Origin of the sequence: Pseudomonas sp. B16(2017), assembly GCF_002113205.1 — a bacterium.
Classification (GTDB): Bacteria; Pseudomonadota; Gammaproteobacteria; order Pseudomonadales; family Pseudomonadaceae; genus Aquipseudomonas; species Aquipseudomonas pharyngis.
In genome coordinates this window covers 144,377-169,431 of record NZ_NEKA01000016.1, presented here as the reverse complement: position 1 = coordinate 169,431, position 25,055 = coordinate 144,377, and the positions used below count along the sequence as shown (strand labels likewise).

Genomic DNA, 25,055 nt, shown 5'->3' with positions numbered 1-25,055 from the left:
CTTTATGAGGATGCCAGGAAAGCTAATCCGAGCCGTTGGAGCACTCGGACACGCAACTGGAAACTAGCTGATGCGGTGTATTTAAACCCAGAGCGCCCTGACTTTAAGGGCTCAACTGGCTAACAACGATTGGAACAAGGCGACAGGTGCCTTGACACGCACCGCGTTTGCCAAAAGTGACCCGCCGTAAGGGCGGAACCCTAAGAAGCCGTTACCGCAACAACGGATATTCACACCAAACAAACAGACAATAAAAAGGCGCCCGAAGGCGCCTTTCCACTTCCCGGCTATCAAGCCATTTCTGCGGTAGTCTCGAAGTCAAACGTCAACTCACCATCCTTGATGTCGATGTGAACCACACCGCCATGCTCGGCCAGCTCGCCAAACAGAATCTCCTCCGCCAGCGGACGCTTGATCTTGTCCTGGATCAGACGCGCCATCGGACGAGCGCCCATGGCCGAATCGTAACCACCGGCCGCCAGCCAACTGCGCGCCGCATCGGTGACTTCCAGAAGCACCCGCTTGTCTTCCAGCTGCGCCTGAAGCTCGGTAAGGAACTTGTCCACCACGCTTTTGATAACCTCGTGACTGAGGCGACCAAATTGAATGATGGTATCCAGGCGGTTGCGGAATTCCGGCGTGAAGCTCTTCTTGATCACTTCCATCGCATCGGACGAGTGGTCCTGATGGGTGAAACCGATCGAAGCACGTGCCGCCGTTTCAGCACCGGCGTTGGTGGTCATGATCACGATCACGTTGCGGAAGTCCGCCTTGCGCCCGTTGTTGTCGGTCAGCGTACCGTGGTCCATCACCTGCAACAGCAGATTGAAGACTTCCGGATGCGCCTTCTCGATTTCATCGAGCAGCAATACGCAATGCGGTTGCTTGGTGATCGCTTCGGTCAACAGACCGCCCTGGTCGAAACCGACATAACCCGGAGGCGCACCGATCAAACGCGATACGGTGTGGCGCTCCATGTACTCGGACATGTCGAAGCGAACCAGTTCGATCCCCAGCGCCTTGGCCAATTGACGCGCGGCTTCGGTTTTACCGACACCGGTCGGCCCTGCGAACAGGAACGAACCAACAGGCTTGTCGGGCGACTTCAGACCGGCACGGGACAGCTTGATCGCAGTCGACAGCGAATCGATCGCCGCGTCCTGACCGAACACCGTCAGCTTCAGGTCACGCTCCAGATTACGCAGCAGTTCCTTGTCGGAGCTGGTGACATGCTTCGGCGGAATCCGCGCGATTTTCGCCACGATGTCCTCGACTTCAGGGACTTCGATGCGTTTCACGCGCTTCTCGACCGGTTGCAGACGCTGGTACGCGCCTGCCTCGTCGATCACATCGATGGCTTTGTCCGGCATGTGCCGGTCATTGATGTAGCGCGAAGCCAGTTCCGCAGCGGCGCGCAGCGACTCATCACTGTATTCGATGTTGTGGTGCTGTTCGAAGCGACCTTTCAGGCCACGCAGGATACCGATGGTGTCCTCCACCGACGGCTCGACGACATCGACCTTCTGGAAGCGACGTGCCAGGGCACGGTCTTTTTCGAAGATGCCACGGAATTCCTGGAACGTGGTCGAGCCGATGCAGCGAATGTCGCCAGACGACAGCAGCGGTTTGAGCAGGTTCGAGGCATCCATCACGCCACCGGACGCAGCACCCGCACCAATGATGGTGTGGATCTCGTCGATGAACAGGATCGCCTGCGGACGTTTTTTCAGTTCATTGAGCAACGCCTTGAAGCGCTTCTCGAAGTCACCGCGATACTTGGTGCCCGCGAGCAGAGCGCCCAGATCGAGTGAGTAAACGACGCTGTTGGCCAGCAGGTCCGGCACCTGGTTGTCGACAATGCGCTTGGCCAGGCCCTCGGCAATCGCGGTTTTACCCACGCCCGCCTCGCCGACCAGCAGCGGATTGTTCTTGCGACGACGCGCCAGAATCTGCGCGACACGCTCGACTTCCGTTTCACGCCCGACCAGCGGATCGATCCGGCCCTGGCGTGCAAGTTCGTTGAGATTGCTGGCATATGCGTCCAGCGGATTGCCAGAAGAAGAAGACTCACCGCCCTCGTCGTCCTGCATATCTTGTTCACCTTCAGAGTGATCGCCATGCCCCGGCACTTTGGAAATGCCGTGGGCGATATAGTTGACGACATCAATGCGTGCAACGCTCTGCTGTTTCAGCAGGAACACCGCCTGACTCTCTTGCTCACTGAAGATTGCAACCAGCACGTTGGCGCCGGTCACTTCGCGTTTGCCCGAGCTCTGCACATGAAAGACAGCACGTTGCAGCACACGCTGGAAGCCCAGGGTTGGCTGGGTTTCGCGATCCTCGTCGTGAACGGGGATCAGTGGCGTGGTGGAGTCGATGAACTCCTGCAGGTCGTGCTTGAGTTTGTCGAGGTTTGCGCCGCAGGCACGCAATACGGTGGCGGCAGCCTCATTGTCCAATAGGGCCAGCAGCAGGTGTTCGACGGTCATGAATTCATGACGTTTCGAACGTGCCTCCTTGAAGGCAAGATTGAGGGTGACTTCGAGCTCGCGGTTTAACATAGCTTCACCTCATACCCAAGTGGTCGGCGATTAACCGTCCTTCTCGATTTCACAGAGTAGCGGATGCTGGCTTTCCCTGGCGTACTGGTTGACCTGCATGGCCTTTGTCTCGGCGATGTCGCGGGTAAACACTCCACATACTGCCCGCCCTTCTGTGTGGACGGCCAGCATGACCTTGGTCGCCAGCTCGCGATTCAGGTTAAAAAACACCTCGAGCACTTCGACGACGAAATCCATCGGTGTGTAGTCATCATTGAACAAAACCACCTTGTACATCGGCGGCGCCTGTAACGCAGGCTTTGCTTCCTGAACAGCAACGCCTGCCGAATCGTCGTCGTGCTCCTGTGGAAGATCCTTTTGGAGAAGCGGGCGATCCTGATTGAATGTTAGTCGAATCTGGCTGATTGCATGCATGGAAAGAAAGGTTCGTCAGTTGTGCAAATACAGTGGTGGGGGCGGCTTGACACGTTTTCAACTCCGACTGCCCGGTCACCTTGACTATCGGGAAAACGGTGTTACAACCAATAGAACCCACAGTGGGGAAAAAAGATCCGCGGAGTCAATCTTTTTAACGGATTCGACTGCGGATGGATTGGATGATACTCCAGCGATGGAGACTGTTGCAGAGGGATTTGAGCATGGCTGTCGGCAAGGTGAAATGGTTCAACAATGCCAAGGGGTTCGGTTTCATCAACGCCGATGGCCCCATGGGACATGATGAAGATGGTAAGACCATCGATTTATTTGCCCACTACTCCACCATTGAGATGGAGGGGTACAAAACCCTGAAAGCCGGGCAAATCGTCAAATTCGAGATCGTGCAAGGGCCCAAAGGCCTGCATGCCACAAAAATTCAGAATGTCAATGTCGAGGCCGCGAAAGATGCCGCCTCGGCTGCTGCTGCCGCTCATCACCAATCAGTGACCAGCTGAAGTAACCCGAACACCTGCCAGAAAACAAACCGCCCGGCTCGATCACTCGAGCCGGGCGGTTTCGTTGCAGCCGTCTTTCTTACATATGCTTGATCAGCGCTTCACCGAAGCCCGAAGACGACACCAGCGTGGCGCCTTCCATCAGACGTTCGAAGTCGTAGGTCACGGTCTTGGCCTTGATTGCACCATTGGTGCCCTTGATGATCAGGTCGGCCGCCTCGGTCCAGCCCAGGTGGCGCAGCATCATCTCCGCCGACAGGATCACCGAACCCGGGTTGACCTGGTCCTTGCCGGCATATTTCGGCGCGGTACCGTGGGTCGCCTCGAACATGGCCACGGTGTCGGACAGGTTGGCACCGGGCGCGATACCGATACCGCCCACCTCCGCCGCCAGGGCGTCGGACAGGTAGTCACCGTTGAGGTTGAGGGTGGCGATCACATCGTACTCGGCCGGACGCAGCAGGATCTGCTGGAGCATGGCATCGGCGATCGCGTCCTTGACGACGACCTCGCGGCCGGTTTTCGGGTTCTTGAATTTCATCCATGGGCCGCCATCAAGCAGCTCGGCGCCGAATTCTTCCTTCGCCACCTCATAGCCCCAGTCCTTGAAGGCACCTTCGGTGAATTTCATGATGTTGCCCTTGTGCACGATGGTCAGCGACTTGCGGTCATTGTCCACTACGTATTGCAGGGCCTTGCGCACCAGACGCTTGGTGCCTTCTTTCGAAACCGGCTTGATGCCGATGCCGCAGTCCTGGTCGAAACGGATCTTGGTGACGCCCATTTCTTCTTTCAGGAATTTGATGACCTTGGTGGCCTCAGGGGAGCCGGCCTTCCATTCGATACCGGCATAAATGTCTTCGGAGTTCTCGCGGAAGATCACCATATCGACGTCGCCGGGCTTTTTCACCGGGCTCGGCACGCCCTCGAACCACACCACCGGGCGCAGGCAGACATAGAGATCGAGCTGTTGGCGCAGGGCGACGTTGAGGGAGCGGATGCCGCCACCGACTGGAGTGGTCAGCGGGCCCTTGATGGAAACCACGTAATCCTTGACGGCGTCCAGGGTTTCCTGGGGCAGCCAGGTGTCCTGGTCATAGACTTGAGTCGCTTTTTCGCCAGCATAAACCTCCATCCAGGAAATCTTGCGCTTGCCCCCGTAGGCTTTCTCTACGGCAGCATCAACCACTTTGATCATCACAGGGCTGACGTCGACGCCAATGCCGTCACCTTCGATGAAGGGAATGATCGGGTTATCAGGGACATTGAGAGAATGGTCTGCGTTGACGGTGATTTTGTCGCCGACGGCTGGAACCTGAATCTTCTTGTAACCCATGCTGAACTCCATTGTTTGGATTGAACATCTGGCTTGGTTCGAGCGTAACCCAGTTAAATCAACACGCAAACCCTCTGTTCCGGGCGCGACCACATCTCGGTTCATACAAGCCTGAAAGCAAAGGGAAAAGCGCCAATCTCAAGCATTCACGGCGACTCTACGCCCCACCCCGGCCTGCGACCTTTAGACCAATGGACGAGAATCGTTGCATATGAACCATCGGCAGATTGCCAGCTACCTATGTATAATGCCGCCCGCTGACCAAAGGGTCACGACGGCTGGCCTCTCTAGCACGAGACTTTCCGCCTGATTGGTCGGGTTGTTACCGCAGTCCGACTGCTTGACGCTCTACTGATGCACCCAACATCACCGCGAAGAATCTCGACATTCGGTTCATGGATGACTTTGAACGAACGCGCTTACCCGGCGCCCCTCGAGTTTCTGCGCACGCTTTAGCAAAGAAGAGAGAGTTAATCCGAATATGCCCACCCGCTCGAAGATCATCTATACCTTCACCGACGAAGCTCCAGCCCTCGCCACCTATTCCCTGCTGCCGATCATCGAGGCTTACACCGCCTCGGCCGATATCGCCGTGGAAACCCGCGATATCTCTCTTGCAGCACGTATTCTGGCCAGCTTCCCCGAGCAACTGGGCGACAAAGCCGTAGCCGACCACCTCGCCGAACTGGGCGACCTGGCCGTTACGCCTGAAGCCAACATCATCAAGCTGCCGAACATCAGCGCCTCGGTTCCGCAACTGCAAGCCGCGATCAAAGAACTGCAGGCCCAGGGCTACAACCTGCCGGACTACCCGGAAACCGTGACCAGCGACGCCGACAAAGATGCCAAGGCGCGTTACGACAAGGTCAAGGGCAGCGCCGTGAACCCGGTTCTGCGTGAAGGCAACTCCGACCGTCGCGCGCCGTTGTCGGTCAAGAACTACGCTCGCAAGCACCCACACAAAATGGGCGCCTGGGCCAAGGACTCCAAGTCCCACGTCGCTCACATGAGCACCGGCGATTTCTACGGCAGCGAAAAAGCGGCCCTGATCGACGCCGCTGACACCGTGAAAATCGAGCTGGTCGCCCAAGACGGCACCACCACCGTCCTGAAAGAAAAAACCACCGTTCAGGCGGGCGAGATCCTCGACTGCTCCGTGATGAGCAAAAAGGCCCTGCGCGCGTTCATCGCCGCTGAAATCGACAGCGCCAAGCAACAAGGCGTGCTGCTGTCGGTTCACCTGAAAGCCACCATGATGAAGGTCTCCGACCCGATCATGTTCGGCCAGATCGTTGCCGAGTTCTACAAGGACGCCCTGACCAAGCACGCCGACGTGCTGGCCGAGATCGGCTTCAACCTGAACAACGGCATCGGCGACCTGTACGCCCGCATCAAATCCCTGCCGGCCGAGCAGCAAGCCCAGATCGAAGCTGACGTGCAAGCGGTCTATGCCGTTCGTCCGTCGCTGGCGATGGTCAACTCCGACAAAGGCATCACCAACCTGCACGTGCCGAGCGACGTTATCGTCGACGCCTCGATGCCGGCCATGATCCGTGACTCCGGCAAGATGTGGGGCACCGATGGCCAGCTGCACGACACCAAGGCTGTGATCCCGGATCGCTGCTACGCCACCATCTACCAGGCGGTGATCGAAGATTGCAAAGCCAACGGCGCTTTCGATCCGACCACCATGGGCAGCGTGCCAAACGTTGGCCTGATGGCGAAAAAGGCTGAAGAATACGGCTCCCACGACAAGACCTTCCAGATCAAGGCCGACGGCGTGGTTCGCGTGACCGACAGCAAAGGCACCCTGCTGATGGAGCAGGCTGTTGAAGCCGGCGACATCTTCCGCATGTGCCAGACCAAAGACGCGCCGATCCAGGACTGGGTCAAACTGGCCGTCAACCGTGCTCGTGCAAGCGCAACTCCAGCCATTTTCTGGCTGGACCCGATGCGCGCCCACGACGGCGTGGTGATCGAGAAGGTTCAGGCTTACCTGAAGGATCACGACACCGCTGGTCTGGACATCCAGATCATGGCGCCGGTCGATGCCATGAAATACACCCTGCAGCGCACCCGCGAAGGCAAGGACACCATTTCGGTGACCGGCAACGTACTGCGCGACTACCTGACCGACCTGTTCCCGATCATGGAACTGGGCACCAGCGCCAAGATGCTGTCGATCGTGCCGCTGATGAACGGCGGTGGCCTGTTCGAAACCGGCGCCGGCGGCTCGGCTCCGAAGCACGTGCAGCAACTGGTCGAAGAGAACTTCCTGCGCTGGGATTCGCTGGGTGAATTCCTGGCCCTGGCCGCTTCTCTCGAGCACCTGGGTGTGAACTACAACAACCCGAAAGCGCTGGTACTGTCCAAGACTCTGGACCAGGCCACCGGCCAGTTCCTCGACAACAACAAGTCGCCATCGCGCAAAGTCGGCAACATCGACAACCGCGGCAGCCACTTCTACCTGGCGATGTACTGGGCACAAGCCCTGGCCGCCCAGACTGAAGACGCTGCACTGCAAGCGCAGTTCGCGACCCTGGCCAAGACCCTGACCGAGAACGAAGCGACCATCGTCGCCGAGCTCAACGCCGTTCAGGGCAAGCCAGTGGACATCGGTGGTTACTACCACGCCGACGCCGAGCTGATCAGCAAGGCTATGCGCCCAAGCGCAACCTTCAACGCGGCCATCGCTGCGCTGGTTTAAGGTTGTAAAGGGAACATCACAAACCCCGGCCATGCGCCGGGGTTTGTGTTTCTGCCTTTCGCCCAGGAGATTCAATCAATGCAATGGCTCCCCCACATCACCGTCGCCACCATCGTCGAGGACAACGGCCGCTTCCTGATGGTCGAGGAACACAAGGCCGGGCGTAACGTGCTCAATCAGCCGGCCGGCCATCTCGATCCGGACGAAACCCTGATCGAAGCCGCCGTGCGCGAAACCCTCGAGGAAACCGGCTGGGACGTCGAACCCACCGCCGTCATCGGCATTTATCTGTACACCGCCCCGAGCAACGGCGTGACTTACCAGCGGGTATGCTTCAGCGCCGAAGCGGTAAAACACCACCCGGATTATCAACTGGACGACGGCATCGTCGGCGCCAAGTGGCTGACCCGCGACGAATTATTGGCCCAGCGCGATAACTGGCGCAGCGAGCTGATCATCCGTTGCATCGACGATTATCTGGCCGGCAATCGCTTCGGCCTCGAACTGATCCGCCCTTCCCTTTAGCCTTGAGGCCGTGAGCCTGATAGAATCGCGTCCTTTTTCAAGACACTCATTGAATCCCTATGCGTGATCCAGCCCCTTCTGACACATCCAAGAAGCGCGTCATTGTCGGCATGTCCGGCGGCGTGGACTCTTCCGTTTCCGCTCTCCTGCTGATCGAGCAGGGCTATGAAGTGGAAGGCCTGTTCATGAAGAACTGGGAAGAAGACGACGGAACGGAATACTGCACCGCCATGGACGACCTGGCGGATGCCCAGGCCGTGTGCGACAAGATCGGTATCAAACTGCACACCGCCAACTTCGCCGCCGAGTACTGGGACAACGTGTTCGAGCACTTCCTGGCCGAATACAAGGCCGGTCGCACGCCGAACCCGGACATCCTGTGCAACCGCGAGATCAAGTTCAAGGCGTTCCTCGACTACGCCATGATGCTCGGCGCCGACCTGATCGCCACCGGTCACTACGTGCGCCGCCGCGACATCGACGGCCGCACGGAGCTGCTCAAGGGCCTGGATCCGAACAAGGATCAGAGCTACTTCCTGCACGCCGTCGGCGGCGAACAGATCGCCAAGACCCTGTTCCCGGTCGGCGAGCTGGAAAAGCCGGAAGTCCGTGCAATTGCCGAGAAATACGAGCTGGCAACCGCCAAGAAGAAGGATTCCACCGGGATCTGCTTCATCGGCGAGCGCCGTTTCAGCGATTTCCTCAAGCAATACCTGCCGGCGCAACCGGGCGAGATCAAGACCACCGAAGGTGAAGTCATCGGCCGTCACCACGGCTTGATGTATCACACCATCGGCCAGCGTCAGGGCCTGGGTATCGGCGGTCTGAAAGACGCCGGCGATGAGCCGTGGTACGTGCTGCGCAAGGATCTGGACACCAACGAGCTGATCGTCGGTCAGGGCAACAACCATCCGTGGCTGTTCTCCAGCGCCCTGCTCGCTTCGGAAATCTATTGGGTCAATCCGATCGATCTGAGCCAGCCATTGCGCCTGACCGCCAAGGTTCGTTATCGCCAGAGCGATCAGGCCTGCACCCTGGAAAAAACCGCGACCGGCTATCGCGCCGTGTTCGACGAGCCGCAACGCGCAGTCACGCCGGGCCAGTCGGTGGTGTTTTATGACGGTGAAATCTGCCTCGGTGGCGGCGTGATCGAAGTCGCCGAGCCGTGGAGCGGCCAGGCATGAGCCCGACTCAGGAGCAATTGACCGCTCTGGGCGGCGTGTTTCTCGCCGCCGTGCTAGTGGACCGGATCGCCAAGACTGGCCAGACCAACGAGGCCGGCCTGAGCTGCATGCTCGGCAGCCTGCTGGTTCGTGACCCGAAAGACACGCTGGATGTTTACGGCGGCGACGACATCAACCTGCGCGAGGGTTACCGCGCACTGATCGGCGCCCTCGAGCGCGACCCGAGCACCTTGCAGCGCGAACCGCTGCGTTACGCGTTGTCGATGCTTGGTCTTGAGCGGCAACTGGCCAAGCGCAACGACATGCTCGACGTGATCGGCAAGCGTCTGCCGCAGATCCAGTCGCAGGTCGAGCATTTCGGCCCTGCCCACGAAAACGTGATAGCGGCCTGCGGCGCGCTGTATCAGGACACCCTGAGCACGCTGCGCCAGCGCATTCAGGTGCACGGCGACATGCGCAACCTGCAGCAGCCGAGCAACGCCTCGAAGATCCGCGCCCTGCTGCTCGCCGGCATTCGCTCGGCACGCCTGTGGCGCCAGCTCGGCGGTCACCGCTGGCAGCTGGTCGTCAGCCGGCGCAAGTTGCTCAAAGAGCTGTATCCGTTGATGCGCAGCGAGTAAATCGTCGCGCAATAAAAGCTTTGTAGCCTGTAACGCGTAATACGCCGGTCAGTTGGCGACGGACCGGCGGATTTTTTCATGTATGATACGCGCCCCATTTCGTTGCCCGACTGTCCGAGAACACCCCATGCAGCTCTCTTCGCTCACTGCGGTTTCCCCTGTTGACGGCCGCTACGCCGGCAAAACCCAGGCCCTGCGCCCAATTTTCAGCGAGTACGGCCTGATCCGTGCCCGTGTTCTGGTTGAAGTGCGCTGGCTCCAGCGCTTGGCCGCTCACGCCGGCATCCCGGAAGTGCCAGCCTTCTCCGCCGAAGCCAACGCCGTTCTGAATGAACTGGCCGAAAACTTCTCGCTGGAGCACGCCGAGCGCGTGAAAGAGATCGAGCGCACCACCAACCACGACGTCAAAGCGATCGAATACCTGCTCAAGGAGCAGGCGGCCAAGCTGCCGGAGCTGGCCAAGGTCAGCGAATTCATCCACTTCGCCTGCACCAGTGAGGACATCAACAACCTGTCCCACGCCCTGATGCTGCGCGAAGGTCGTGATGACGTGATGCTGCCGCTGATGCGCCAGACCGCCAACGCCATCCGCGAACTGGCCATCCGTTTCGCCGACGTGCCGATGCTGTCGCGCACCCACGGCCAGCCGGCTTCGCCGACCACCCTGGGCAAAGAGCTGGCGAACGTGGTTTACCGTCTCGAGCGCCAGATCGCTCAGGTTGCTGCCGTTCCGCTGCTGGGCAAGATCAACGGCGCTGTCGGCAACTACAACGCCCACCTGTCGGCCTACCCGCAGATCGACTGGGAAGCCAACGCCCGCGCCTTCATCGAAGACGAGCTGGGCCTGGGCTTCAACCCGTACACCACGCAAATCGAGCCGCACGACTACATCGCCGAGTTGTTCGACGCCATTGCGCGCTTCAACACCATCCTGATCGACTTCGACCGTGACATCTGGGGCTACATCTCCCTGGGTTACTTCAAGCAGCGCACCATCGCCGGCGAAATCGGTTCGTCGACCATGCCGCACAAGGTCAACCCGATCGACTTCGAAAACTCCGAAGGCAACCTGGGCATCGCCAACGCACTGTTCCAGCACCTGGCGAGCAAACTGCCGATCTCCCGCTGGCAGCGCGACCTGACCGACTCCACCGTTCTGCGCAACCTCGGTGTCGGCTTCGCCCACAGCGTGATCGCGTACGAAGCGAGCCTCAAAGGCATCAGCAAGCTCGAGCTGAACGCTGACAAGATCGCTGCCGATCTGGACGCGTGCTGGGAAGTCCTGGCCGAGCCTATCCAGACCGTGATGCGCCGCTACAACATCGAAAACCCGTACGAGAAGCTGAAAGAACTGACTCGCGGCAAGGGCATCAGCCCTGAAGCGCTGCAGACTTTCATCGATGGCCTGGACATGCCGGCCGCTGCGAAAGCCGAGCTCAAGCAACTGACCCCGGCCAACTACATCGGCAACGCTGTAGCGCAAGCCAAACGCATCTGATCGACTGCTTGACCCGTTTGAGACGCCCGGCCGCGCCGGGCGTTTTTATTCCCGTCTGAAAAATGCTTTTTTTCAATAGGTTACATATGAATCCCGATATTCCTCTTCAACTTCTGGGTGGTCTTACGGCGCGCGAATTCATGCGCGATTACTGGCAGAAAAAACCACTGCTGATCCGTCAGGCGATTCCTGATTTCGAAAGCCCGATCGACGCCGACGAACTCGCCGGCCTGGCCCTGGAAGAGGAAGTCGAATCGCGCCTGGTGATCGAGCACGGCGAGCGTCCATGGGAACTGCGTCGCGGCCCGTTCGCCGAAGACGAATTCAGCAAACTGCCGGAGCGCGAGTGGACCCTGCTGGTGCAGGCGGTCGATCAGTTCGTGCCGGAAGTCAGCGAGCTGCTGGAAAATTTCCGCTTCCTGCCGAGCTGGCGCGTCGACGACGTAATGATCAGCTTCGCCGCCCCGGGTGGCAGCGTCGGCCCGCACTTCGACAACTACGACGTGTTCCTGCTGCAAGGCCACGGCAAGCGCAACTGGAAAATCGGCCAGATGTGCGACTCCGAAAGCCCGCTGCTGCAACACGCGGATCTGCGCATCCTCGCCGAATTCCACGAGACCGAAGAGTGGGTTCTGGAACCGGGCGACATGCTCTACCTGCCGCCGCGCCTGGCCCACTGCGGTGTTGCCGTCGATGACTGCATGACCTACTCGGTCGGCTTTCGCGCACCAAGCGCCGCTGAAGTGCTGACCCACTTCACCGATTTCCTCAGCCAGTTCCTGACTGACGAAGAGCGCTACACCGACGCCGATGCAAAACCGGTCAGCGATGATCCACATCAGATCCAGCACGATGCACTCGGCCGCCTGAAAGCACTGCTCGCCGAGCACATGAGCGATGAGCGCCTGCTGCTGACCTGGTTCGGCCAGTACATGACCGAGCCGCGTTATCCAGAGCTGGTGGTCGGCCCTGAAGAAGTCGAGGAAGAAGACCTTCTTGGCGCGCTCGAAGACGGCGCCATCCTGATCCGCAACCCGAGCGCGCGCCTGGCGTGGTCGGACGTCGATGACGATCTGTTGCTGTTCGCCAGCGGCCAGAGCCGTTACCTGCCGGGCAAGCTGCGCGAGCTGCTGAAGCTGATCTGCTCCGCCGACGCCCTGCACACCGACAACCTCGGTGACTGGCTGAGCGACGAAGACGGTCGCGGCCTGCTGTGCGAATTGGTCAAACAGGGAAGCCTGGGGTTCGCCGACGATGAATAAGATTCGCGTACGTGTTGCAGACTGGCAAAAGGACAACGCCGAGATCCGCCGCATTCGCGAAACGGTGTTCATTGCCGAACAATCGGTTCCACCCGAGCTTGAGTGGGACGCCGACGACGCCACAGCGGTGCACTTCCTGGCTTTCGAAGGCGACTTTCCGATCGGCACCGCCCGCCTGTTGCCCGACGGGCATGTTGGCCGGGTTTCGGTGCTCAAGGACTGGCGCGGTCTGAAGGTCGGCGATGCGCTGATGCAGGCGGTCATCGCCGAAGCAGAGGAGCGCGGACTGAAGCAGCAGATGCTCAGCGCCCAGGTACAGGCCACGGCGTTCTATGAGCGCCTGGGTTTCAATCTGGTCAGCGAGGAATTCCTCGAAGCCGGGATTCCGCATGTCGACATGGTTCGTCATTCGGCATAAGTCCGCGTCGCGGCATTCGCGGGCAAGCCCGCTCCCACAGGAGACCTCCAGCGAACACAGATTTTGTGCTCGGCAGAGATCCAATGTGGGAGCGGGCTTGCTCGCGAAGAGGCCCTCCAGAACACCACAAAACGCCCTGCCATTTTCGGATGCCGGGGCGTTTTGCTGTCTACGATTCAACTTGCCCCACCCCGGGCCGACAAACTGGCAATATCAAGCCTTTCGAAAGCGGAGATAACGGACATGTCCCTACGCACCCTGCTCACCACCCTGCTGCTCGGCTGCAGTGTTTCGGTGATGGCAGCCACAGAAATCGTGCCCCTCAAGTACCACACCAGCGCCGACATGCTGCCGGTGGCTCAGGACTTCATCGGCAAGGACGGCCAGGTCAGCGCCTATGGCAACCAGCTGATCGTCAAGGCCGAGCCCGGCAAGATCGAAGAACTCAAGGACCTGCTATCGCAGCTCGACACCGCGCCCAAGCGCTTGCTGATCACGGTCGACACCAACGAAAACAACGGCCGTGGCGACGAAGGTTATTCAGTCAATGGCGCGCAGACCCGGATCATCAGCCGCAGCACCGCCAGCCGTGACGGCGGCATTCAGCAGATCCAGGCCAGCGAAGGTGCACCGGCGCTGATCCAGGTCGGCCAGAGCGTGCCGATCACCAGCAGCCAGACCAACTCCTACGGCGATTACAGCAGCCAGACTCAATATCGCAACGTCACCCAGGGTTTTTACGTCACCGCCAGCGTCACCGGCGAAACCGTTCACCTGGCCATCAGTACCAACCGTGACCGCATGAGCCAGGAACGTCTCGATGTAGTGAACGTGCAAAGCACCGACACAACTGTCACCGGACGGCTGGGCGAATGGATCACCCTCGCCGGCGTGAATCGCCAGACCCAGGCCGACAAACAGGGCCTGGCCCGCAGCTACTCTACTCAAGGCCGGGATGACATGACGTTGCGGGTGAAAGTCGACACGCTGGACTAAAGCACCAAAAACTGACTGATTAGTCGTATTAGACGAAAGATGTAGTGCTTGAAAAAAAGCACTACAAAACGTTTGACGAGCCAAAAAAGCGAAGGCATGATGGCCTCGCTCCCGCTAATCAGAGGCCCTGGCAAGGGCCTTCGAAGCGCTGCTCGCAACCATCCCCGCGAGCCGTTTCGTGTCTGTACCGCCCACAAGGTGTGTTTGACGAGGTTGCCGACTGGAACGAAGTTGTCCCGAGGGACGGAAGCGTAATTAGGTAACCCGGCTTTACACTGTCGTTCGTATAAAGGCCCACGACGCCCGAATGCGCCCACCAGTTCGCCTTTACCTGCTCACCTCCCCTCGAGCCCATCGTTCATCCCGTCGCCTGCCCCGCCGAACCCGACCTGACCACCTAAGCTTCTGGTCAGCGAGCGCAAGGAATTTTCCACCGCAGAACAACTTTTCATAAAGACGCGACGAGGTTTATCTCCATGGCACTGACACGCGAACAGCAAATTGCAGCCCTTGAAAAAGACTGGGCTGAAAACCCGCGCTGGAAAGGCGTGACTCGCAATTACTCCGCTGCTGACGTCGTCCGTCTGCGTGGCTCGGTTCAACCAGAGCACACCTTTGCAAAAATGGGCGCCGAGAAGCTGTGGAACCTGGTCACCCAGGGTGCCAAGCCGTCCTTCCGCCCAGAGAAAGATTTCGTCAACTGCATGGGCGCCCTGACCGGTGGTCAGGCTGTTCAACAGGTTAAAGCCGGTATCCAGGCGATCTACCTGTCGGGCTGGCAAGTCGCGGCGGACAACAACTCCGCCGAATCGATGTACCCGGACCAGTCGCTGTATCCGGTGGACTCGGTTCCAACCGTGGTCAAGCGCATCAACAACTCGTTCCGTCGCGCCGACCAGATCCAGTGGAAAGCCGGCAAGAACCCGGGCGACGAAGGCTACATCGACTACTTCGCGCCAATCGTGGCTGACGCCGAAGCCGGTTTCGGCGGCGTACTGAACGCCTACGAGCTGATGAAGAGCATGATCGAAGCAGGCGCCGCCGGCGTTCACTTCGAAGACCAGCTGGCTTCCGTGAAGAAATGCGGCCACATGGGCGGCAAGGTGCTGGTTCCAACCCAGGAAGCCGTGCAGAAGCTGACCGCGGCTCGTCTGGCTGCCGACGTTGCCGGTGTACCGACCATCATCCTGGCCCGTACCGACGCCAACGCTGCCGACTTGCTGACTTCCGACTGCGATCCGTACGACCAGCCATTCGTGACTGGCACCCGTACCCAGGAAGGTTTCTACAAGGTTCGTGCAGGTCTGGACCAGGCAATCGCCCGAGGCCTGGCCTACGCGCCGTACGCCGACCTGATCTGGTGCGAAACCGCCAAGCCGGACCTGGAAGAAGCCCGTCGTTTCGCTGAAGCGATCAAAAAGGAATACCCGGACCAGATCCTGTCGTACAACTGCTCGCCTTCCTTCAACTGGAAGAAAAACCTGGACGACGCGACCATCGCCAAGTTCCAGCGCGAACTGTCCGCCATGGGTTACAAGCACCAGTTCATCACCCTGGCCGGCATTCACAACATGTGGCACAGCATGTTCAACCTGGCGCACGACTACGCCCGCAACGACATGACTGCCTACGTGAAGCTGCAAGAGCAGGAATTCGCTGACGCCGCCAAGGGTTACACCTTCGTGGCTCACCAGCAGGAAGTGGGCACTGGCTACTTCGACGACATGACCACCGTGATTCAAGGTGGCTCGTCGTCGGTAACCGCACTGACCGGTTCGACCGAAGAAGAACAGTTCCACTGATCGACTTCGCCTGAGCGAACGGCCTTTGCGGACCGTATAGAAAGCTAACCGCATTGCCGAAAAAACTGACGCCCCGACTGGTTCGGGGCGTTTTTTTGCCTGTGGTTTTCCAGGCACCTCAGGAATTGGCGAAGCCTGTCAGGCAAAACATTGATCCAGAGCGGTATCCGCATCGCAAAAATCGGCTAAAACGGGCGCCGCCGCTACTTGCAGTAACGCGCATATAAGACAACTTCCCAACTACTGACCCGTTAAACAGTTACGAAACCACTGCAAACGCTATCAATTATCATTTAGCGACAACTATGTTCGTTACATTTCCCACAAAACATAATTCTTGAAATTCCGGCTAATGCCCGCAATGCATGGGCTGCGGCCCCTTCGAGGTGTGCTATGTCCTTATTCCAATAAATAATTTCGCCATAGGAATTTTACTTGCAGGGTATTTAGCCATAAAATCAGCGCGATTGATTGCTGCGACATATCGTCACTGCCTTATTTCTTTATCAAGCTCAGAGACCTTTGCTCTCTGTTAAGGATTTCCAGCATGCCCGAAGCGACAGGACTCATGGCCCACAACTGGGGCTTTGCCATTTTCCTTCTGGGTGTAGTCGGCCTGTGCGCCTTCATGCTCGGCGTCTCCAGCCTCCTCGGGTCAAAAGCCTGGGGCCGCAGCAAAAACGAACCGTTCGAGTCCGGCATGCTACCTACCGGTGGCGCCCGCTTGCGGCTCTCAGCCAAATTCTATCTGGTCGCGATGCTGTTCGTGATCTTCGATATCGAAGCCCTCTTTCTCTTTGCATGGTCTGTGTCCGTCCGCGAAAGCGGCTGGACCGGATTCGTCGAAGCTCTCGTTTTCATAGCAATTCTGTTGGCAGGTCTTGTCTACCTGTTCCGAGTGGGCGCCCTTGACTGGGCTCCGGAAGCTCGTCGCAAGCGGCAGGCGAAGCTGAAACAATGAGGCTTTGGCAATGCAATACAATCTCACCAGAATCGACCCCGATGCTCCTAACGAGCAGTATCCGATCGGCCAGCGGGAAACCGTTTCCGATCCGTTAGAGGATCAAGTCCACAAAAACATTTTCATGGGCAAGCTGGAAGACGTGCTGAGTGGCGCGGTCAACTGGGGACGTAAGAACTCCCTGTGGCCGTACAACTTCGGTCTGTCGTGCTGCTACGTGGAAATGACCACGGCCTTCACGGCGCCCCACGACATCGCGCGCTTCGGCGCCGAAGTTATCCGGGCATCACCGCGTCAGGCCGACTTCATGGTTATCGCCGGGACCTGCTTCATCAAGATGGCGCCGATCATTCAGCGCCTGTACGAGCAGATGCTCGAACCCAAGTGGGTGATCTCGATGGGTTCGTGCGCCAACTCCGGCGGCATGTACGACATCTACTCCGTGGTTCAGGGGGTGGACAAGTTCCTGCCCGTTGACGTCTACGTACCTGGCTGCCCGCCCCGTCCAGAAGCATTTCTGCAAGGCTTGATGCTGTTGCAGGAATCCATTGGCCAGGAGCGTCGCCCACTGTCCTGGGTCGTTGGCGATCAAGGCGTTTATCGCGCCGACATGCCTTCGCAGAAGGAACAGCGCCGCGAACAGCGAATCGCAGTCACCAACCTGCGCAGCCCTGACGAAGTCTGATCCAGTCTGTTTCATAGAAACGAGAAGCTGGCTTCATTCTTTACGTTGACCGAAAGCGAAAAAATAACCATGACTACAGGCAGTGCTCTGTACATCCCGCCTTATAAGGCAGACGACCAGGATGTGGTCGTCGAACTGAACAACCGTTTTGGCGCCGAAGCGTTCACCGCTCAGCCGACCCGCACCGGCATGCCGGTGCTGTGGGTGGCTCGCGCCAAGCTCGTCGAAGTCCTGACCTTCCTTCGCAACCTGCCCAAGCCGTACGTCATGCTCTATGACCTGCACGGCGTGGACGAGCGTCTGCGCACCAAGCGTCAAGGGCTGCCGGGCGGTGCCGATTTCACCGTGTTCTATCACCTCATGTCGCTGGAACGTAATAGTGACGTGATGATCAAGGTCGCCTTGTCCGAGAGCGACCTCAGCTTGCCGACCGTCACCAGCATCTGGCCGAACGCCAACTGGTACGAGCGTGAAGTCTGGGACATGTTCGGCATCGACTTCAAAGGTCACCCGCACCTGTCGCGCATCATGATGCCGCCGACCTGGGAAGGTCACCCGCTGCGCAAGGACTTCCCGGCGCGCGCCACCGAGTTCGATCCGTTCAGCCTGAACCTGGCCAAGCAACAGCTCGAGGAAGAAGCCGCGCGCTTCCGTCCTGAAGACTGGGGCATGAAGCGCTCCGGCCCGAACGAGGACTACATGTTCCTCAACCTGGGTCCGAACCACCCTTCGGCGCACGGTGCGTTCCGCATCATCCTGCAACTGGACGGTGAAGAGATCGTCGACTGCGTTCCGGACATCGGTTACCACCATCGTGGCGCCGAGAAGATGGCCGAGCGTCAGTCCTGGCACAGCTTCATTCCGTACACCGACCGTATCGACTACCTCGGCGGCGTGATGAACAACTTGCCGTACGTGCTCTCGGTCGAGAAGCTGGCCGGCATCAAGGTACCCGAGAAGGTCGACGTCATCCGCATCATGATGGCCGAGTTCTTCCGGATCACCAGCCACCTGCTGTTCCTGGGTACCTACATCCAGGACGTCGGCGCCATGACCCCGGTGTTCTTCACCTTCACCGACCGCCAGAAGGCTTACACGGTGATCGAAGCCATCACCGGTTTCCGTCTGCACCCGGCTTGGTACCGCATCGGCGGCGTTGCCCACGACCTGCCGCGCGGCTGGGAAAAACTGGTGAAAGACTTCGTTGAGTGGCTGCCAAAGCGCCTCGACGAATACACCAAGGCCGCCCTGCAGAACAGCATCCTCAAGGGTCGTACCATCGGCGTTGCCCAGTACAACACCAAAGAGGCCCTGGAATGGGGCGTCACCGGTGCCGGCCTGCGTTCCACCGGTTGCGACTTCGACCTGCGTAAGGCGCGTCCATACTCCGGCTATGAGAACTTCGAGTTCGAAGTACCGCTGGCCGCCAACGGCGATGCCTACGACCGCTGCATGGTTCGCGTCGAAGAGATGCGCCAGAGCGTCAAGATCATCGACCAGTGCCTGCGCAACATGCCGGAAGGCCCGTACAAGGCGGATCACCCGCTGACCACGCCGCCGCCGAAAGAGCGCACGCTGCAGCACATCGAAACCCTGATCACGCACTTCCTGCAGGTTTCGTGGGGCCCGGTCATGCCGGCCAACGAATCCTTCCAGATGATCGAAGCGACCAAGGGCATCAACAGTTATTACCTGACGAGCGACGGCGGCACCATGAGCTACCGTACCCGGATCCGCACTCCGAGCTTCCCGCATCTGCAACAGATCCCTTCGGTGATCAAAGGCAGCATGGTCGCGGACCTGATTGCGTACCTGGGTAGTATCGATTTCGTTATGGCCGACGTGGACCGCTAAGCATGAACAGCACGCTTATCCAGACAGACCGTTTCACCTTGAGTGAAACCGAGCGCTCGGCCATCGAGCATGAGCTGCATCACTACGAAGACCCGCGCGCGGCGTCGATCGAAGCCCTGAAGATCGTCCAGAAGGAACGCGGCTGGGTGCCGGACGGCGCCCTGTACGCCATCGGCGAGATCCTCGGCATCCCGGCCAGCGACGTTGAAGGCGTGGCCACGTTCTACAGCCAGATCTTCCGTCAGCCGGTCGGCCGTCACATCATTCGCGTCTGCGACAGCATGGTCTGCTACATCGGCGGCCACGAGTCGGTGGTCAGCGAAATCCAGAACAACCTGGGTATCGGCCTGGGTCAGACCACTGCCGACGGTCGTTTCACCCTGCTGCCGGTCTGCTGCCTTGGCAACTGCGACAAGGCACCGGCGCTGATGATCGATGACGACACCTTTGGCGATGTCCAGCCTGCCGGCGTCGCCAAACTGCTCGAGGGCTACGTATGACCCTGACTTCTTTCGGTCCTGCCAACCGCATCCAGCGTTCGGCCGAGACTCACCCGCTGACCTGGCGCCTGCGTGACGACGGCGAAGCCGTGTGGCTCGACGAGTACCAGGCCAAGAACGGTTACGCCGCTGCGCGCAAGGCCTTCACCGACATGGATCAGGACGCCATCGTCCAGACCGTGAAAGACGCAGGCCTCAAAGGTCGCGGCGGTGCAGGCTTCCCCACAGGCGTGAAGTGGGGCCTGATGCCAAAGGACGAATCCATCAACATCCGCTACCTGCTGTGCAACGCGGATGAAATGGAGCCGAACACCTGGAAAGACCGCATGCTGATGGAGCAACTGCCCCATCTGCTGATCGAAGGCATGCTGATCAGCGCCCGCGCGCTGAAAACCTACCGTGGCTACATCTTCCTGCGTGGCGAGTACACCACCGCCGCCAAGCACCTGAACCGTGCCGTGGAAGAAGCCAAGGCAGCGGGCCTGCTGGGCAAGAACATCCTGGGCAGCGGCTTCGACTTCGAGCTGTTCGTCCACACCGGCGCCGGGCGTTACATCTGCGGTGAAGAAACCGCACTGATCAACTCCCTCGAAGGCCGCCGCGCCAACCCGCGCTCCAAGCCGCCCTTCCCTGCCGCCGTCGGCGTCTGGGGCAAGCCGACCTGCGTGAACAACGTTGAAACCCTGTGCAACGTGCCGGCGATCATCGCCGACGGCGTGGACTGGTACAAATCGTTGGCCCGCGACGGCAGCGAAGACATGGGCACCAAGCTCATGGGCTTCTCCGGCAAGGTCAAGAACCCTGGCCTGTGGGAACTGCCATTCGGCGTGACCGGTCGCGAACTGTTCGAAGATTACGCCGGCGGCATGCGCGACGGTTACAAGCTCAAGGCCTGGCAGCCAGGCGGCGCCGGTACCGGTTTCCTGTTGCCGGAACACCTCGACGCACAAATGTACGCCGGCGGCATCGCCAAGGTGGGCACCCGTATGGGTACCGGCCTGGCCATGGCGGTGGACGACAGCGTCAACATGGTGTCCCTGCTGCGCAACATGGAGCAGTTCTTCGCTCGCGAATCCTGTGGTTTCTGCACCCCTTGCCGTGATGGCCTGCCATGGAGCGTCAAGCTGCTGATGGCCATCGAACAAGGCCGTGGCCAGCCAGGCGACATCGAGACCCTGCTGGGTCTGGTCAACTTCCTCGGCCCGGGCAAGACCTTCTGTGCTCACGCACCGGGTGCCGTGGAGCCGTTGGGCAGTGCCATCAAATACTTCCGTCCAGAGTTCGAAGCCGGTATCGCGCCCGCAAGCGCCACCGTCCCGCCTCTGGCGAAGCCGATCACAGTCGGCGCGTAAACGCTTAAAAAAAGGCGAAGGGTCCGTGCCCTTCGCCTTTCGTCCGATGACGCCTTTCGGGGCTGACTGGATTCGGACGGATAACAAGATTCCATTAGCCACGCCCGCTGACACCGGGCCAACGAAGACCTTTGAACCATGGCCACTATCCACGTAGACGGCAAAGCGCTCGAAGTCGACGGGGCAGACAACCTGTTACAGGCATGTCTGTCGCTGGGCCTCGACATCCCTTATTTCTGCTGGCACCCCGCGCTTGGTAGCGTCGGGGCGTGCCGCCAGTGCGCGGTCAAGCAGTACACCGACGAGAACGACACCCGTGGTCGCATCGTCATGTCCTGCATGACCCCTGCCACCGACAACACCTGGATCTCCATCGACGATGAAGAATCCAAGGCGTTCCGCGCCAGTGTCGTCGAATGGCTGATGACCAACCACCCGCACGACTGCCCTGTGTGCGAGGAAGGCGGTCACTGCCACCTGCAAGACATGACGGTGATGACCGGCCACAACGAGCGCCGTTATCGCTTCACCAAACGTACCCACCAGAACCAGCAACTGGGCCCGTTCATTTCCCACGAGATGAACCGCTGCATCGCCTGCTACCGCTGCGTGCGTTTCTACAAGGATTACGCCGGCGGCACCGACCTCGGTGTATTCGGCGCCCACGACAACGTGTACTTCGGTCGCGTTGAAGACGGCACCCTCGAAAGCGAGTTCTCCGGCAACCTCACTGAGGTCTGCCCGACCGGTGTGTTCACCGACAAGACTCACTCCGAGCGCTACAACCGCAAGTGGGACATGCAGTTCTCGCCGAGCATCTGCCATGGCTGCTCGAGCGGTTGCAACATCTCCCCGGGCGAACGTTACGGCGAACTGCGTCGCATCGAAAACCGTTACAACGGTTCGGTGAACCAGTATTTCCTGTGCGACCGTGGCCGTTTCGGTTATGGCTACGTCAACCGCACCGACCGCCCACGTCAGCCGCTGCTGGCCGACGGCACCAAGCTTGGCCTGGATGCTGCGCTGGACAAAGCCGCCGACCTGCTGCGCGGTCGCAACATCGTCGGTATCGGTTCGCCGCGTGCCAGCCTGGAAAGCAACTACGCGTTGCGTGAGCTGGTCGGTGCCGAGCACTTCTACTCCGGTATCGAAGCCTCGGAGCTGGAACGCATCCGTCTGGTCCTGCAAGTGCTGAAAGACAGCCCGCTGCCCGTGCCGAACATGCGCGACATCGAAGATCACGACGCCGTGTTCGTCCTCGGTGAAGACCTGACCCAGACTGCCGCCCGTATGGCCCTGGCCCTGCGTCAGTCGGTCAAAGGCAAGGCCGAAGACATGGCCGAAGCCATGCGCGTCCAGCCTTGGCTCGACGCTGCGGTGAAGAACATCGGTCAGCACGAACTGAACCCGCTGTTCATCGCCAGCCTGGCTGAAACCAAGCTCGACGACATCGCCGAAGAGTGTGTACACGCCGCTCCAGACGATCTGGCCCGCATCGGTTTCGCCGTGGCTCACGCCCTGGACGCCAGCGCACCGGCCGTTGAAGGTCTGGACGCCGAAGCCCTGGAGCTGGCCAAGCGCATCGCCGACGCCCTGCTCGCGGCCAAGCGTCCGCTGATCATCGCCGGTACTTCGCTGGGCTCCAAAGCCTTGATCGAAGCCGCGGCGAACATCGCCAAGGCCCTGAAGCTGCGCGAGAAGAACGGTTCGATCAGCCTGATCGTGCCGGAAGCCAACAGCCTCGGCCTGGCCATGCTCGGTGGCGAATCGGTCGATGCTGCGCTGCAAGCGGTCATCGACGGCAAGGCCGACGCCATCGTCGTGCTGGAAAACGATCTGTACACCCGCACCGCCAAAGCCAAGGTCGATGCGGCACTGAACGCTGCGCAAGTGGTGATCGTTGCCGACCATCAGAAGACCGCCACCAGCGACCGCGCGCATCTGGTTCTGCCAGCCGCCAGCTTCGCTGAAGGCGACGGTACGCTGGTCAGCCAGGAAGGTCGCGCCCAGCGCTTCTTCCAGGTTTTCGACCCGCAATACATGGACGCGAGCATTCTGGTCCACGAAGGCTGGCGCTGGCTGCACGCCCTGCGCGCCACCCTGCTGAACCAGCCGATCGACTGGACGCAACTCGACCACGTGACCGCTGCCGTTGCTTCGAGCACCCCGCAACTGGCCCGCATCGTCGACGCCGCGCCGTCCGCCTCGTTCCGCATCAAGGGTCTGAAACTGGCGCGTGAACCGCTGCGTTACTCCGGTCGCACCGCGATGCGCGCCGACATCAGCGTTCACGAACCACGCACCCCGCAGGACAAGGACACCGCGTTCGCCTTCTCGATGGAAGGTTACTCGGGCTCCGCCGAACCGCGTCAGCAAGTGCCGTTCGCCTGGTCGCCGGGCTGGAACTCGCCTCAGGCCTGGAACAAGTTCCAGGACGAGGTCGGTGGTCACCTGCGCGCCGGCGATCCGGGCACCCGCCTGATCGAAAGCAGCGGTGATTCGCTGAACTGGTTCGCCAGTGTTCCGCGCGCGTTCAACCCGGCCCAGGGCACCTGGCAAGCCGTGCCGTTCTACCACCTGTTCGGCAGCGAGGAGAACTCGTCGAAAGCCGCACCGGTCCAGGAACGTATCCCGGCCGCCTACGTTGCACTGGCCAAGTCCGAAGCGGATCGCCTGGGCGTCAACGACGGCGCACTGCTGAGCCTCAACGTTGCCGGCCAGACCCTGCGTCTGCCGCTGCGCATCAATGAAGAGCTGGGCGCTGGCCTGGTTGCACTGCCGGCCGGTCTGGCAGGCATTCCGCCGGCGATTTTCGGCCAAACCGTTGATGGTCTGCAGGAGGCAGCACAATGACCTGGTTCACCCCTGAAGTGATCGATGTGATCCTGACGGTCATCAAGGCCATCGTGATCCTGCTGGCCGTGGTGGTCGCAGGCGCGTTGCTCAGCTTTGTCGAGCGTCGCCTGCTGGGCTGGTGGCAGGACCGTTACGGTCCGAACCGCGTTGGCCCGTTCGGCATGTTCCAGATCGCAGCCGACATGCTGAAGATGTTCTTCAAGGAAGACTGGACCCCGCCGTTTGCCGACAAGGTGATCTTCACCCTGGCACCGGTGGTGGCCATGTCCGCCCTGCTGATCGCGTTCGCGATCATCCCGATCACCCCGACCTGGGGCGTGGCGGATCTGAACATCGGCCTGCTGTTCTTCTTCGCCATGGCCGGTCTGTCGGTTTACGCGGTGCTGTTCGCCGGCTGGTCGAGTAACAACAAGTTTGCCCTTCTGGGCAGCTTGCGTGCCTCGGCGCAGACCGTGTCCTACGAAGTGTTCATGGGCCTGGCCCTGATGGGCATCGTGGTGCAGGTCGGCTCGTTCAACATGCGCGACATCGTCGAGTACCAGGCGCAGAACCTGTGGTTCATCATTCCGCAGTTCTTCGGCTTCTGTACCTTCTTCATCGCTGGCGTGGCCGTGACTCACCGTCACCCGTTCGACCAGCCGGAAGCGGAGCAGGAACTGGCCGACGGTTACCACATTGAATACGCCGGTATGAAATGGGGCATGTTCTTCGTCGGTGAATACATCGGCATCATCCTGATCTCGGCGCTGCTGGTCACCCTGTTCTTCGGTGGCTGGCACGGTCCGTTCGGCATCCTGCCGCAACTGTCCTTCGTCTGGTTCGCACTGAAGACCGCGTTCTTCATCATGCTGTTCATCCTGCTGCGCGCTTCCATCCCGCGTCCGCGTTATGACCAGGTGATGGATTTCAGCTGGAAATTCTGCCTGCCACTGACCCTGATCAATTTGCTGATAACCGCTGCGGTTGTGTTGTGGAACACACCTGCGGTTGCGGTTCAGTGAGGATT

Annotated in this window: 20 protein-coding genes; 17 read left to right on the top strand and 3 right to left on the bottom strand. The window is 60.0% G+C overall.

The genetic code is table 11. The features are described from left to right. Positions 1–290 precede the first annotated feature (290 nt). Complete coding sequence (gene clpA, locus CAG25_RS24035) at positions 291–2,561, bottom strand: ATP-dependent Clp protease ATP-binding subunit ClpA (protein WP_007951436.1); 2,271 nt, start codon at positions 2,559–2,561, stop codon at positions 291–293. Between the two features lie 30 nt (positions 2,562–2,591). Continuing rightward, the gene (clpS, locus tag CAG25_RS24030) at positions 2,592–2,975 is read right to left on the bottom strand and encodes an ATP-dependent Clp protease adapter ClpS (RefSeq protein WP_011334948.1); all 384 of its coding nucleotides are present in this window, start codon (positions 2,973–2,975) and stop codon (positions 2,592–2,594) included. Between the two features lie 224 nt (positions 2,976–3,199). Here clpS and CAG25_RS24025 point away from each other — a divergent pair, with 224 nt between their 5' ends. After that, a complete protein-coding gene (locus CAG25_RS24025) occupies positions 3,200–3,493 on the top strand; it encodes a cold shock domain-containing protein (RefSeq protein ID WP_085612660.1) in 294 nt (97 codons plus the stop codon). A gap of 79 nt (positions 3,494–3,572) precedes the next feature. On the opposite strand, the gene icd is transcribed toward CAG25_RS24025, so the two are convergent. After that, on the bottom strand, positions 3,573–4,829 hold the full coding sequence (gene icd, locus CAG25_RS24020; protein WP_007951441.1) for an NADP-dependent isocitrate dehydrogenase: 1,257 nt from the start codon (positions 4,827–4,829) through the stop codon (positions 3,573–3,575). A 481-nt stretch (positions 4,830–5,310) separates the two neighbouring features. Between icd and CAG25_RS24010 the strand changes: the two genes are divergently transcribed. The 16 genes from CAG25_RS24010 to nuoH all read left to right on the top strand — a co-directional run bounded on the left by CAG25_RS24010 (position 5,311) and on the right by nuoH (position 25,050). Then, complete coding sequence (locus tag CAG25_RS24010) at positions 5,311–7,536, top strand: NADP-dependent isocitrate dehydrogenase (RefSeq protein ID WP_085612661.1); 2,226 nt, start codon at positions 5,311–5,313, stop codon at positions 7,534–7,536. A gap of 78 nt (positions 7,537–7,614) precedes the next feature. After that, positions 7,615–8,061 (top strand): NUDIX hydrolase, encoded by a 447-nt coding sequence (locus CAG25_RS24005; protein WP_085612662.1) that lies wholly within the window; start codon positions 7,615–7,617, stop codon positions 8,059–8,061. A 59-nt stretch (positions 8,062–8,120) separates the two neighbouring features. After that, on the top strand, positions 8,121–9,245 hold the full coding sequence (gene mnmA / locus CAG25_RS24000; protein ID WP_007951446.1) for a tRNA 2-thiouridine(34) synthase MnmA: 1,125 nt from the start codon (positions 8,121–8,123) through the stop codon (positions 9,243–9,245). Next, a complete protein-coding gene (gene hflD / locus CAG25_RS23995; RefSeq protein ID WP_039767411.1) occupies positions 9,242–9,865 on the top strand; it encodes a high frequency lysogenization protein HflD in 624 nt (207 codons plus the stop codon). Before mnmA ends, hflD begins: the two co-directional genes overlap by 4 nt. Before the next feature lie 127 nt (positions 9,866–9,992). Beyond that, a complete protein-coding gene (gene purB / locus CAG25_RS23990) occupies positions 9,993–11,363 on the top strand; it encodes an adenylosuccinate lyase (protein WP_039767413.1) in 1,371 nt (456 codons plus the stop codon). Between the two features lie 86 nt (positions 11,364–11,449). Continuing rightward, positions 11,450–12,625 (top strand): cupin domain-containing protein, encoded by a 1,176-nt coding sequence (locus CAG25_RS23985; protein ID WP_007951451.1) that lies wholly within the window; start codon positions 11,450–11,452, stop codon positions 12,623–12,625. Further along, positions 12,618–13,043, top strand: coding sequence for a GNAT family N-acetyltransferase (locus CAG25_RS23980; RefSeq protein ID WP_039767415.1), 426 nt, complete (start codon positions 12,618–12,620; stop codon positions 13,041–13,043). The genes CAG25_RS23985 and CAG25_RS23980 overlap by 8 nt, the downstream gene beginning before the upstream one ends. 243 nt (positions 13,044–13,286) lie before the next feature. Continuing rightward, positions 13,287–14,039, top strand: a complete 753-nt coding sequence (locus tag CAG25_RS23975; RefSeq protein ID WP_085612663.1) for a secretin N-terminal domain-containing protein — start codon at positions 13,287–13,289, stop codon at positions 14,037–14,039. A gap of 476 nt (positions 14,040–14,515) precedes the next feature. After that, positions 14,516–15,841, top strand: a complete 1,326-nt coding sequence (gene aceA, locus CAG25_RS23970; protein WP_064597742.1) for an isocitrate lyase — start codon at positions 14,516–14,518, stop codon at positions 15,839–15,841. Positions 15,842–16,388: 547 nt separating this feature from the next. Continuing rightward, on the top strand, positions 16,389–16,802 hold the full coding sequence (locus CAG25_RS23965) for an NADH-quinone oxidoreductase subunit A (RefSeq protein WP_003223812.1): 414 nt from the start codon (positions 16,389–16,391) through the stop codon (positions 16,800–16,802). Positions 16,803–16,812: 10 nt separating this feature from the next. Then, complete coding sequence (locus CAG25_RS23960) at positions 16,813–17,487, top strand: NADH-quinone oxidoreductase subunit B family protein (protein WP_007951456.1); 675 nt, start codon at positions 16,813–16,815, stop codon at positions 17,485–17,487. A gap of 69 nt (positions 17,488–17,556) precedes the next feature. Then, the gene (gene nuoC, locus CAG25_RS23955) at positions 17,557–19,341 is read left to right on the top strand and encodes an NADH-quinone oxidoreductase subunit C/D (protein ID WP_039767687.1); all 1,785 of its coding nucleotides are present in this window, start codon (positions 17,557–17,559) and stop codon (positions 19,339–19,341) included. Positions 19,342–19,343: 2 nt separating this feature from the next. After that, complete coding sequence (gene nuoE / locus CAG25_RS23950; RefSeq protein ID WP_003223804.1) at positions 19,344–19,841, top strand: NADH-quinone oxidoreductase subunit NuoE; 498 nt, start codon at positions 19,344–19,346, stop codon at positions 19,839–19,841. Continuing rightward, positions 19,838–21,193: an NADH-quinone oxidoreductase subunit NuoF gene (nuoF, locus tag CAG25_RS23945; RefSeq protein WP_085612664.1), complete on the top strand. Its 1,356-nt coding sequence runs from the start codon at positions 19,838–19,840 to the stop codon at positions 21,191–21,193. The genes nuoE and nuoF overlap by 4 nt, the downstream gene beginning before the upstream one ends. 138 nt (positions 21,194–21,331) lie before the next feature. Continuing rightward, the gene (nuoG, locus tag CAG25_RS23940) at positions 21,332–24,046 is read left to right on the top strand and encodes an NADH-quinone oxidoreductase subunit NuoG (protein WP_085612665.1); all 2,715 of its coding nucleotides are present in this window, start codon (positions 21,332–21,334) and stop codon (positions 24,044–24,046) included. After that, positions 24,043–25,050 carry an NADH-quinone oxidoreductase subunit NuoH gene (nuoH, locus tag CAG25_RS23935; protein ID WP_007964859.1) on the top strand — a complete coding sequence of 336 codons (1,008 nt, stop codon included), beginning with the start codon at positions 24,043–24,045 and terminating at the stop codon, positions 25,048–25,050. Before nuoG ends, nuoH begins: the two co-directional genes overlap by 4 nt. Positions 25,051–25,055: the final 5 nt, after the last annotated feature.